Genomic DNA, 11,312 nt, shown 5'->3' with positions numbered 1-11,312 from the left:
CGGATCCATACATACCCAAAACCCAAGATCATGAAAAACCTATTTGCTCCTTATAAGATCGGCATCACTCAACTCTTCTTCATCGCGATGCTGTTTTGTTTTTGCCGGGCTGAAGCTCAGCAGTTACCGGCCTTTACCATTTACCGGGATCACTGGAATGTGATCAATCCGGCCAGTTTGTCCAATAATTATCTGGTGAACGAATGGTACTTCTCGGCCGGGGCCTCCTACCGGCAGCAGTGGTGGAATGCCGAAGGAAGCCCGAATACCCAGGTGCTTAATTTTGAAGCGGTGCTACCCGAGTACGATCAGATCGTAACCGGAGGACACATCATCCGGCATCAGACCGGACTGATCGATCAAACCGGATTGTACGGCCAGTTCGCTTACCGCATCGAGATGGGACGGCGAACGGAACAGGCACTGGTTTTCGGACTGAACGCAGGCATCGTGCAGTACCGGGCCAATCTTTCGGATATCCAGTTTGCCGATGCCGAACTGGGGCCACTGGAACGGGACCTGATCTATCACCCCGATTTCAGTCTGGGTGCCTTTTATTACCACAGTGACCTGTTTTACGCCGGCATTTCCGTACCCCAGGTATTCGGCCTCAATACGACTTTCCGGGATACCACCAATAATGAGTTCAATATCCAGCGGATCCAGCATATGTACGGTGTGGTCGGCGGTTACATCCCCGTGAGTTGGTTCGGCACGGAGGCCTCATTCCTCGAACCCTCCGCCTGGATCCGCTATGTACCGGGGAGCCCCGTCAGTATAGATGCTAACCTGCGTTATCAGATCAGTGATTTTTACTGGGTAGGCCTGGGTGCGGGTAGTGGCACCGGAGCGGCTTTTTCGGCCAGACTGCATCTGGAAACGGGTATGATCCTGGGGGAGAGCCTGAATATTTATGCCGGGCAGTTTAAGATCGGGATCGGCTTCGATATTCCGCTTGGGGTGTACCGGTCGGCTTTCGGGAACTCGGCGGAGTTAAACTTGATCTATTCCTGGGAATAGGTTGAGGATTTGATGTTATGATGATTAGATTATGTAATGCTGTGGGGCTATGGTACCGTAGGAAATAAAACTATGTAAATTATTTTTTGGAGTACAAGGAGCCAATTGAGGACTTTCCCCCGCTGGCGGGGGCGGAGGGGGTGGAAAAGCGATATCTCACTTGGTGGGGTAGGGCTGTTCAGTTCTCAAATTATTGAATATAAAAAATGGCAATTTCAATGGCAATAGCAATTTCAATAACTCAAAATCAGGCGAAAAGGTCAAAATCGGAGCAGAAAGCTGCCTTTTGCTTGCTATTGTGCTTGACATTGTAATTGAAAAATTCGCATTGCGTTTTTATAGAACTGAACAGCCCTGCACTTGGTGGGGAAATCCCATTTTATCTCCAGGGCGATGCCCTTCCCCGATCTGATCTCCATCATGCAGCTACAAATATTACAGGGCGATGCCCTTACTCATGTCAGCGGCGTAGCTGCGAAAATATCTGTAGATCAGTAACGGATTTTACATCGAAGGGCTTAGCCCTGGCCATATATTGATCTATAGTGTCCGTTTTCCTACTCTATTTACTGGACGCAAAATAAAATGCTAAAGTCGAGCAAAATTGAAGCAATCAAAAAAGGTGCTAAGTGAGGCTTCCCAAGCCAATCATATTTGCGCAGCATTGTTCGTGATCACTACCGAATGAATACTATGGAAGAAAACTGATCTCAAAAAGATCACAAAGGTCCTATCTATCCTAATGATTTTCATCAAAACCTACCTCTTTTAAAGCTTTCATCCATTCATTTTATAATTTCGTATATTTTTGTAATAGTCAGTAAACCAGTTTTTTATACTTGTTTTCTTTTTGGTTTTCGCAAGAAAAAACAGAGAGACCTTGCATCTACGATAGTTATCGTATATATTTGTCGTACGATAATTATCGTAGATTAATCTAATGACCATGAAAAAACCTACTGATGCGGAACTGGATATCCTCGCCGTACTGTGGCAAAACGGATCATCCAGTGTACGTGAAGTACACGCAGCACTCAGCGAACAACGGGATGTAGTATACACAACCACCTTGAAGACCATGCAGGTAATGACCGAGAAAGGTTTTCTGAAACGGGATACTTCCCGGAAGACCCACATTTACCAGGCAGTCATCGAAGCGGAAATGATCCGTGAAGATATGGTAGATAAGGTAGTGAATACGGTATTCGCAGGTTCGCCCCTCAAACTGGTCCTGCACGCACTGGGCAGTAAATCTACCAGTGCCGAAGATCTGGATCAGATTAAAAAAATGATCGAAAACCTCGAAAAAGAGCAATAAGCATGTTCAATCAAATATTACCCGACGCATTGGTGCAAGCCGGAGGCTGGACCATTTTACATTCTCTTTGGCAAGGTGCCATTATCACCCTACTGTTAGCTTTTATGCTGGGAAAAACCCGGCAACACTCACCCGCACTGCGGTACCAGATGAGTGTAGGCGCCCTTCTTTTATTGCTGGGCTCCGTTATTTGTACCTTCTATATTTATTACGAGCCGGCCTCCGCTTCCAATGTTATCGCAGATGGAAAGGGTGCGGGACCCGGAACTTTTTTCCTAAATGAATCGGCCCCGCAGCTTCCCGCCGAATCCGGTTATCTGGGCAAATTATTTCCTATCCTGCTGCAGGTGTGGCTGGTGGGGGTAGCCCTGATGGCGATCCGTATGCTGGGAGAACTGGCTTATCTGCAACGACTGAGATCGGTCAATACCCAGCCGGTAAGCAATAGCTGGAGCGAAAAACTCAACAGCCTCAAATGGCAGATGGGCATATTGCAACCCGTAGAGATGCGGGAGAGCCTGCGGGTCAGCGGCCCGATGCTCGTCGGCTGGTTTAAACCGGTGATCCTGTTGCCGGTCGGTATGCTATCTGGCTTGTCTCCCCAACAGGTAGAATGTGTGCTGGCGCACGAACTGGCCCACGTTCGCCGCATGGATTACCTCGTCAATCTTATTCAATCTGCCGTAGAAGTGCTGTTGTTCTTCAATCCGGCCGTTTGGTGGATCTCCGCCCAGATCCGGGAAGAACGCGAACACTGTTGCGATGAGCTGGCCGTAAATATTACGGGAGACCGTCTGACATTGGTAAAGACGCTGGCGCAGTTGGAAGAATGGAGAATGCAGGGCGGTCAATTGGGCCTGGCTTTCAACGGACGCCCGCAGGGTATCCTCGGCCGTGTACAAAGGCTACTGGGAGGAGAAAGCAGTGTCCGGATCATCGGTAAAGGACTCTGGAGTCTGTTGTTTTTCTGCATGGCTACCGGTCTGCTGGCCTTCCGCAACAGCGAAGAAGTGACCGAGCCGGGAAACTACTGGGAAAATATCGGTATTGAAAATCTCGATCCCGTGGAGCGTTTGGATGTTAGGCAGACCTTACCAAAAATCGCCGATGTGCAGCAGAAACCCACGAAAAAGGTGGAACCTGCTACCGCAGCGGTATTAGCCCAGGCTACGAATCCGGTAAGTAACATCGTCGCTGCTCTGCCCGGAGCAGCCCAACTGAAAAAACTGGAAACCGCTGCCTTACGGGCCTTGCCGACCCAGACGCTGGCTTTACTGCGGTCTTTCCGGGATACCATTCCGGATGAGAAATACCGGGAGCAGATGCGGAAGCTACAGCTTGAAATGGAAAAGCTCCAACAGGAAATGATGAGCAGCCAGGAAATGCAGCGCATTCAGGAACTCACCAAAAAATACGAGGTGGAAATGCAGGCGATGCAGGAGAAGTTGATGAAGGAACAGGGCGGCTACGAAAAACTGATGCAGGAACAGCAGAAGGTCATGCAGGAAGTGGAAAAACGACATCAGGAACTGATGCAGTCCGAAGGTTTCCAGAAAATGCAGGCGGAAATGGAACGCATGTCCGGCGATTTTTCCCGGATGGCCGAAGAGATGCAACGCAAATTCGAAAATAATCCGGAAATGCTGGAGCATAAAATGGATTCCCTTTCCAATATCTTTGACGAAAAGCACGAAGCCTTCGAAAAGCAGTACGAAGCGGCTTTCGAAGCGCTGGAAAAAGAGATGGAGGCCTACGAGAACAGTCCGGAAAGAAAAGCCCTGGAGGAGCAGATGGACGCGATGAGCGAAGAGATGGAAAAACTGATGGAAGCCCGGTTCGAACCCATGGAGGTGGAGATGGAAAAATTGCAGGAGTCTCTGGAAAAAAGGTTCGAAGAGCAAATGGAAGCCCTGGAAGAGCAAATGGAGAAACTGGAAAAGAGCCGACATAACCGACAAAATCGCAAAGAGGAATAAATCAATTTTCCGCTGCGAAAAACGGATCCTCCCACAATTGGTAGCTCGTAGTTTAACCGGTACGTCGACAGCCGCTGACCGACCGTAATGATAATCATCGAAGAAACCATATTGTGTATTTAAATCATTATTGAAGAGGATCTTACAGGTTAAAATTTAAAGTGATAAGATGTGCAGGATAGCTACCGGCATCTTATCACTTTTTATTTTAATATCGCTAACAAATTCATTATCCGGGGTTTAGGGGGAATCATTCATTTGTAAAATGCGTTCTATTCAAAGTCGATTTAATATGATCTTCCGTCTGAAGTAACTTGATTTAGTGGTCCGGTTTTATTAAATTGATGGAGAAATAGAACAAACCCCGTATACAATGAAAACATGCATCTACCTGATGGCGTGGCTACTATGCCATGTCACCACCCTTTCAGCACAACCACATTCTACTCAGTTAGATTACCTTCAAAACCACAAAGACATCGCCGTTCGGGAAATGCTGCGCACCGGTATTCCGGCCAGTATTATTCTCGCTCAGGCCTTGCTGGAATCCGGAGCCGGGCATAACGAACTGGCCCTTTCCGCCAACAACCACTTCGGTATTCAGTGCGGAAAAAGCTGGACCGGGTCCACCTTCTCCCAATTGACGTACAATGCAGACGGTGAACTGGAGCCGGGTTGCTTTCGGGTGTACCCCAACGCAGCCGCCAGCTTCCGGGATCACTCCAATCTTATCATTGCACCGGATAAGATCCAGCGGTACCGGATGTTGTTCCAACTGGCCACTACCGACTATTACGGGTGGGCCAACGGTTTGCAACTGACCGGTTTTTCCAACGGTGGCGCGTACGCCGAAAAACTGATCCGGACCATTGAGGACTACGGCCTGTATCGTTATGATGCCATATTCTACATGAAAGGCAGCCTTCCGGCCAGGTACTGGACCACCGACGTGGTCGAAACCACCGCGATGAACGATGCGCTATCCACCAATGAACCGAACGACGAGACCGTTTTTCATTCCCAGATCCCTTCCGTGGAAAGAATGAACGCTCAGCCTAGGTCGGAATTCGGGTACCAGTACCGGGATCCGTCCACCGGCACCTACGATCACCAGTTGGCCTACTCCGAACAGAAGACCAATGAGCACTACGGGATCCGGCACGATCAGACCGCAAACCGTTCCGGAGCGCTGACGGCCGATCATAGCTCCGGGAACCGGTACACGCCCTACCCGGGAAAGATTGATTCAGGTTTTGATAACGACCAGTTTGCTCCTTCCGGCCAATCTCCGGCAGTTGTGCTGGCCGCTTACCTACCGGCTGACCACGGCGCCGGCGTGAATGCCCGGCCGCAGCCCACGCTGGTCCGGAAAGTTTATCACAAAGTCAGTAGAAGGGAAACCCTGAGCACCATCGCCCGGCAATACCGGACGACCGTGCAAAAGCTCATTTACCTGAATGCGCTGGGCAACGGCCCCGTACAAAGTGGAATGATCCTGCAGGTCAGTTGATCAGTGATCGCCGTAGTTGAGTTCCCCGGCGGTGATGGCCAGGTCCAGCCGGTTTTCGGCCGGTGGCAGCAGGCAGGTCGCAAATTCAGTGAATGCACAGGGCGGATTATAGGCTTTGTTAAAATCCAGATAGGTATTGCCCTGTTCGTCCGGCCGGTCTACGTAGAGATAACGCCCACCGGGATACGTTTCCGCTCCACTGGTAGCGTCGGCGAAGACCATGAAAAACTCGTTTTCGCCGCCGTCCAGTGCGGTTAACTCGTAGCTCTGGCCCTGGTACTCGAAATGGAGCCGCCCCTCGGTCTCCATATCCATTTCCATGTCCAACACATTGCGCATGCGGATGGTCTGGCCGGTACTGTCGGGGATCCAACGGGCCGAAATACGCCAATCGGTATTTATCGGAAAACGTTCAATGTGTACGGTATCCGCAATTTTGGGATGCTTGCCGTCCCAGAGACGGATCCCGTATTTGTCCGTACGCTGGATAAGGATCCAGCTCAGATCTTCGAAGTGAACTACCGGTGAGGTTTCCATTCCGGTAAGGGTATAGCGCTGCACGGATTGGCCGTCTACCTGAGCCGGTAAGCCCGTAGCCATGATCATGGAAACGGAATCTCCCTCCAGACGGAAAGTGCCCAGAGTATCCGGTGCTTTTTCCGGAAAAACCACTGGCAGTCCGGAAGCACTGCCAAAAGGGTTATCTCCTGGTTCCAGCCAGAACAGGCCGGCCAGGGCTACCCAGCTATCCGGGGCCATCAGTGCGGCCACCCGGTCCTGATGCCAGGCATCGACCTCCTGCACGTAGGCCGGGTCGGGCGTTTCGGAACTGTTTCCACAAGCAGAGAAAGCGGCTACCAGAACTGATAGACCGAAATAAAGTAATTTCCGGTTCAAAATAGCGTCTTTAAGTTGGGTTACAAATATGGAGAGGCCCGCAATACTCCGGTGCTAGGCTACTGCCATAGAAACGGTGCTGTCGAGCCTTAGCGCGAGTAGTTCAGATTTAAATCCGAGTTGCTGGAAAAGCGTTAGTGCCGGATGGTCGGGAGAAATGTGCATAGCTACCTGCCCTTTGGCGTAGCGAATAGCTTCGCGCATTAGACCCAGCATGGTATTCCGATCGCAGTCGGACTTATGGTTATAGGTAGCGAAAACGAAAAGGTGGCTGGCGTTGTAGCCGGTCATACCCGTGCAGTTGGATACGATCACTCCCCGGATCTTGCCGTTCTCTCGGGCAACCAGGATGAACCCTCCAAAGGAAGGTTTTACTTTAAGGGCATAGTCCAATGCTTCACAGATATTTTCCTTTTTCTCTGTTTTCTCATGCTGTTCTAAAAACTGCACGACAGCAATTCTATCCCTGAGGGGCATCCCCGAGTAGGCATTGTAATAGACTGTCTCGTTGCTCATGTTAGCGTGTTTTCACAGATGGCGATTTTTAAGAGAATTAAGCTGAGGTTAGCAACGCATTGTTCAAATAGTGCAAATTTGTGGGATGACTTGGTGGATGTGCGATATGTAGGATGGGAAAGTCCTAAATTACAAGAAATCTTTGAGTTACATAAGTTTTTAGCCAAAAATTATTATTAGTTTATATTTGTCGGCTCCGTTTTGGGTTATTTGTCCGGCAAAACACGAACAAAAACGGAGGGAACGACATTATTACCACGATATTTGTAACCCACATGATTGGATCCCTATGAACCAAATGCACAAAAAATTGCTCCTGGCTACCGTAGCCAGCTTACTGATACTAATTACCATTCAGGCCCAGGCACCCGCCGCAAAGATTGCCGCCACTCTATTGGAAGACAGCCAAAATAGTGCCGAGGTAGAGTGCCTGATCCTGTTCAGGAATACTGCCGATCTGAATGACCTTTCCCGGATACACGGCAAAGAGCGAAAGGGCCGACTGGTATACGAACGACTGCAAACAGTCTCCCGGGAAAGCCAGCAGGAAGTACAGCGTATAATAGGCGCTTCGGGCCGTCCTTTCCAATCTTTTCTCATTGTCAACGCTCTGCATACCCGTTTGGACCGCGAACTCCTGCTGCGGATCGCCGCTCGGCCGGAAGTGCTACGGATCCAGGCAAATCCCTGGATAGATATGCTCGCGTGGAGACCCCTTCCGGGCCATACTGCCTCCGGACGCAGCCCTGTGGAGTGGGGCCTGGATCTGATCAATGTGCCGGAAGTCTGGGCCCAGGGCATCCGCGGTACCGGTGTGGTGATCGGTAATCAGGATACGGGCGTGGAATGGACCCATCCCACACTGAAAGAAAAATACCGGGGCTGGCAGGGTAGTGAAGCGGAGGTCGAACATTCTTATAACTGGTTTGACGCCATCACGGAGATCAGCCCCCTGCACAACGACGAGCAGATCGACCCCAGCAACAACCCCTGCGGACTTTCGGTAGATTTTCCCTGTGATGATAACGACCACGGTACCTATACGATGGGCATCTCGGTAGGGGATGACGAGCAGGGCAATCAGATCGGAGTAGCCCCTGCTTCCCGCTGGATCGCCTGCCGGAATATGGAACGCGGCTACGGTAGCCCGGCTACCTATCTGGCCGGATTTGAGTGGTTTCTGGCGCCAACGGACCTGGATGGTAATGATCCCCGGCCGGAACTGGCCCCCCACGTGATCAACAATTCCTGGGGCTGCCCGGCCATGGAAGGCTGCAGTGCCGAGAACTGGGGAATTCTGGAACAGGCGGTAGAAAACCTGCGGGCCGCCGGAGTAGTCGTAGTGGTTTCGGCCGGTAACGACGGCCCCGACTGCGGATCGGTTAACGATCCTTCGGCCATTTTTGCGGGCTCTTTTGCCGTAGGAGCCACCAACGCCACCGATACGCTGGCCGGTTTCAGTAGTCGCGGCCCGGTAACCATCGACGGGAGTGGCCGCATAAAACCGGATCTGGTGGCTCCCGGGGTGAACATCCGTTCTGCGCGGCGCAACGACGGTTTTATGGCCGCTTCGGGCACGAGTGCGGCCGGACCCTTTGTGACGGGTATCGTAGCGCTGATCATTGAAGCCAATCCCGACCTCGCGGGAGAGGTGGCCCTGATCGAACAGATCATGCGGGAAAGCACCGTGCCGGCTTACGACCGGGTCAGTTGCGGCGGGTATTCGGATACGGATGTGCCGAATCCCATGACCGGTTATGGCCGGATCGATGCTCTGGCCGCCGTGGAGCGCGCCCGGCAGGTATCGCCGGTGAATACGCCCCGGGCAGATCTCGGCATTGAGGTCTACCCGAATCCCAGTCGGGGGCTGCTTCGTTTTACTTCCGACACCAACAGCAGCGGTTCCGTGCTGGAGATCTTTGACAGTACCGGAAAACTGGTGGAACGAAAACAGGTAAACCAAACGCCATTTGAGCTGGACCTTACTGCCCAACCGGCCGGTCTGTACTGGTGGCGCTGGAATATTGACGGTCACCGGAATAGCGGACGGATCGTGAAATTCTAGGTTCACAGTTTAGGAAAATATCATTATATTTGGGGAGTAACAGTTCCTGTAGCTACGTGCTTGCCCCTGTCCTCGGAATGGTCGCCGCTTTAAACTCCTCTTGCGGTGCTGTTTATCTACTGAGCCTTTTCAAAAATCTAGATCTAAAAAAATGGGAAAAACATCCACCGTCTCTATTTTACCTTTACTAATGTTGGGTAATTCATCTAAATCTATGTCCGCGATCAGCATTCTGATCAGCAAATACGGACGGGTAAAATACCATACCGAAGAAGGGGATAAACAAAAAGTAAATGCCGGTGCGGTACTGCTGAATAGCGGTACGTTAAAACTCTCTGCGAGCGCTTCGGCCCTGATCTTCAGCAATGGAAAATATATTCGACTGGACGAGGCCGGAGAGCACCGGCTTTCGGACATCGTGCCGGAAGGAGGTATGCAAAAACTGAATTTCGATACCCAGTTCAATCGCTATCTAATGGCGGCGATCGATCTGGCCGTCCATGCCGGTGATGGCGATGCCTGGGGCGAACTCAGCGGTTCAAAGGGCTCCGGCGACGGTTGGGGCGAATTGAGCGGCTCGAAAGGTTCCGGTGATGGCTGGGGTGAATTGAGTGGCTCGAAAGGCTCCGGTGATGGCTGGGGAGAACTCAGTGGCTCCAAAAAGAGTGGTGACGGCTGGGGCGAACTCAGCGGTTCCAAAAAAAGCGGTGACGGCTGGGGTGAACTGAGTGGCTCCAAAAAGAGCGGCGATGGCTGGGGGGAACTGAGCGGTTCGAAAAAGAGTGGAGACGGTTGGGGAGATGCAGAAGGCCGTATCGTTCCTATTTTGCCGTTCGGCAAATTACCGGCACAGCCCGTGATCTTTCAGTGGTCGCAGCCACAGGTCAGCCAGTCCTATGTACTGGAAATCCTGGACGGATCGGGAGGGATCGTGTATTCCGGTGAGGTGAAGGACAACTGGGCGCAGGTCAACCTGAAATCACTGCCCCTGAAAGTGGATGAGCTTTACGATTGGCGGATCAACGTACCGGAACATTCCGACAAAACATCCACCCGGGCCCGGATCAGTATCACCGATGAAAATACAGAGGAACTGCTGGAGGCTAAACTCAAAGGATCTGACGCTTATCAGATCCAGGATCCGGTATTGACCAGTCTCATGGAAGCGGTTGTACTGGAGGTAGCAGAGCACTTCTTCGAAGCCCACCAGCGTTACGAATTATTGCGCCAGTCATTCAAAAAGAACAATCTGGTTAAATTAATGCAGGCCGCTTTTTATCTGCGTCATCAACTCAAACCGAGGGCAGAGCAGTTATTCTGGAAAGAAAATGCGGTCAGACCCTAGCTTTAGCCAGGAGAGGTATGGAGATCCCGTTTGGAAATTTCTCAAAAGAGAATGGATTCCAAACGGGATTCAGGAAAAAGTCCGGCTTACATACCGGACTTTTTGCTCAGGACAGCTTGTTATAACCCTGCACGATCAGAACAATACCGCCGATTGCTATGAAGTAATAGAACTTTCCGGTAGCAAATAGCACGATCACACTGACCAGCACGATCAGTGCTCCCAGTATAATGCGGTTCCACCCGCTTTTTTTCTCTTCCTTCTTCTGTTCCTGAATTAAGGCCTGACGTTCATCTTTAATGGCCTGGTAAGCATTGGATGCCATGATCTCGGCTTCTGTGCCGGATAGCCCGTTCTGGGTCATAAAATCAAGGACTTCTTTTCTACGGCTATCCTGAAGAAACATGGACTTGGCCGTTTCTAAAACCTGGTCTTTAGTCATCATTATGTGTTAAGAGAGCGAATAATGGACAAATTAAAAAAATTATTTAATTCAAGTATCGAATCTTGAATTGTAGAGAGTAGATGTAATGACAAAAGAACTTATATTAAATTTGTGATCAAAAGAGACCACAATGGGATTACATAAGAATGCAGGCTTGACCGAAAGTCAGCGAAAACAGATCAAAGCACTGTATAAAGCTGGAGGTACTAGCTATCGGCAA

9 protein-coding genes are annotated in these 11,312 nt (G+C 50.7%); 6 read left to right on the top strand and 3 right to left on the bottom strand.

Annotated features, from left to right (window positions below):
- Positions 1 to 30: 30 nt before the first annotated feature.
- From CRP01_RS35615 to CRP01_RS35600, 4 genes are all read left to right on the top strand, one after another.
- On the top strand, positions 31 to 1,020 hold the full coding sequence (locus tag CRP01_RS35615; protein ID WP_099154868.1) for a PorP/SprF family type IX secretion system membrane protein: 990 nt from the start codon (positions 31 to 33) through the stop codon (positions 1,018 to 1,020).
- A gap of 946 nt (positions 1,021 to 1,966) precedes the next feature.
- On the top strand, positions 1,967 to 2,338 hold the full coding sequence (locus CRP01_RS35610; RefSeq protein ID WP_099154867.1) for a BlaI/MecI/CopY family transcriptional regulator: 372 nt from the start codon (positions 1,967 to 1,969) through the stop codon (positions 2,336 to 2,338).
- A 2-nt stretch (positions 2,339 to 2,340) separates the two neighbouring features.
- A complete protein-coding gene (locus CRP01_RS35605) occupies positions 2,341 to 4,314 on the top strand; it encodes a M56 family metallopeptidase (RefSeq protein ID WP_099154866.1) in 1,974 nt (657 codons plus the stop codon).
- Positions 4,315 to 4,687: 373 nt separating this feature from the next.
- On the top strand, positions 4,688 to 5,824 hold the full coding sequence (locus CRP01_RS35600; RefSeq protein ID WP_099154865.1) for a glucosaminidase domain-containing protein: 1,137 nt from the start codon (positions 4,688 to 4,690) through the stop codon (positions 5,822 to 5,824).
- On the opposite strand, the gene CRP01_RS35595 is transcribed toward CRP01_RS35600, so the two are convergent.
- Together CRP01_RS35595 and CRP01_RS35590 are read right to left on the bottom strand one after the other, a co-directional pair.
- Positions 5,825 to 6,721: a DUF1684 domain-containing protein gene (locus CRP01_RS35595; RefSeq protein WP_099154864.1), complete on the bottom strand. Its 897-nt coding sequence runs from the start codon at positions 6,719 to 6,721 to the stop codon at positions 5,825 to 5,827. It abuts the gene before it with no gap.
- A 54-nt stretch (positions 6,722 to 6,775) separates the two neighbouring features.
- Positions 6,776 to 7,237, bottom strand: a complete 462-nt coding sequence (locus tag CRP01_RS35590) for a GNAT family N-acetyltransferase (RefSeq protein WP_099154863.1) — start codon at positions 7,235 to 7,237, stop codon at positions 6,776 to 6,778.
- A gap of 289 nt (positions 7,238 to 7,526) precedes the next feature.
- Here CRP01_RS35590 and CRP01_RS35585 point away from each other — a divergent pair, with 289 nt between their 5' ends.
- Together CRP01_RS35585 and CRP01_RS35580 are read left to right on the top strand one after the other, a co-directional pair.
- Positions 7,527 to 9,302, top strand: a complete 1,776-nt coding sequence (locus tag CRP01_RS35585; protein WP_099154862.1) for a S8 family peptidase — start codon at positions 7,527 to 7,529, stop codon at positions 9,300 to 9,302.
- Positions 9,303 to 9,516: 214 nt separating this feature from the next.
- Positions 9,517 to 10,647: a hypothetical protein gene (locus tag CRP01_RS35580; RefSeq protein ID WP_099154861.1), complete on the top strand. Its 1,131-nt coding sequence runs from the start codon at positions 9,517 to 9,519 to the stop codon at positions 10,645 to 10,647.
- Positions 10,648 to 10,753: 106 nt separating this feature from the next.
- Here CRP01_RS35580 and CRP01_RS35575 read toward each other — a convergent pair whose 3' ends face one another.
- Positions 10,754 to 11,092: a hypothetical protein gene (locus tag CRP01_RS35575; protein ID WP_143473688.1), complete on the bottom strand. Its 339-nt coding sequence runs from the start codon at positions 11,090 to 11,092 to the stop codon at positions 10,754 to 10,756.
- Between the last annotated feature and the right edge of the window lie 220 nt (positions 11,093 to 11,312).

It is taken from the genome of Flavilitoribacter nigricans DSM 23189 = NBRC 102662 (assembly GCF_002646595.1).
Taxonomy (GTDB): Bacteria; Bacteroidota; Bacteroidia; order Chitinophagales; family Saprospiraceae; genus Flavilitoribacter; species Flavilitoribacter nigricans.
Note: the sequence above shows the minus strand (reverse complement) of the source record. Positions and strands in the feature narration are given on the sequence as shown.

Excerpts from the sequence above, each read along its gene's own strand:
- CRP01_RS35615 (WP_099154868.1), top strand. The coding sequence starts at position 31 with ATGAAAAACCTATTTGCTCCTTATAAGATCGGCATCACTCAACTCTTC.
- CRP01_RS35610 (WP_099154867.1), top strand. The coding sequence starts at position 1,967 with ATGAAAAAACCTACTGATGCGGAACTGGATATCCTCGCCGTACTGTGG.
- CRP01_RS35605 (WP_099154866.1), top strand. The coding sequence starts at position 2,341 with ATGTTCAATCAAATATTACCCGACGCATTGGTGCAAGCCGGAGGCTGG.
- CRP01_RS35600 (WP_099154865.1), top strand. The coding sequence starts at position 4,688 with ATGAAAACATGCATCTACCTGATGGCGTGGCTACTATGCCATGTCACC.
- CRP01_RS35590 (WP_099154863.1), bottom strand. The coding sequence starts at position 7,237 with ATGAGCAACGAGACAGTCTATTACAATGCCTACTCGGGGATGCCCCTC.
- CRP01_RS35585 (WP_099154862.1), top strand. The coding sequence starts at position 7,527 with ATGAACCAAATGCACAAAAAATTGCTCCTGGCTACCGTAGCCAGCTTA.
- CRP01_RS35580 (WP_099154861.1), top strand. The coding sequence starts at position 9,517 with ATGTCCGCGATCAGCATTCTGATCAGCAAATACGGACGGGTAAAATAC.
- CRP01_RS35575 (WP_143473688.1), bottom strand. The coding sequence starts at position 11,092 with ATGATGACTAAAGACCAGGTTTTAGAAACGGCCAAGTCCATGTTTCTT.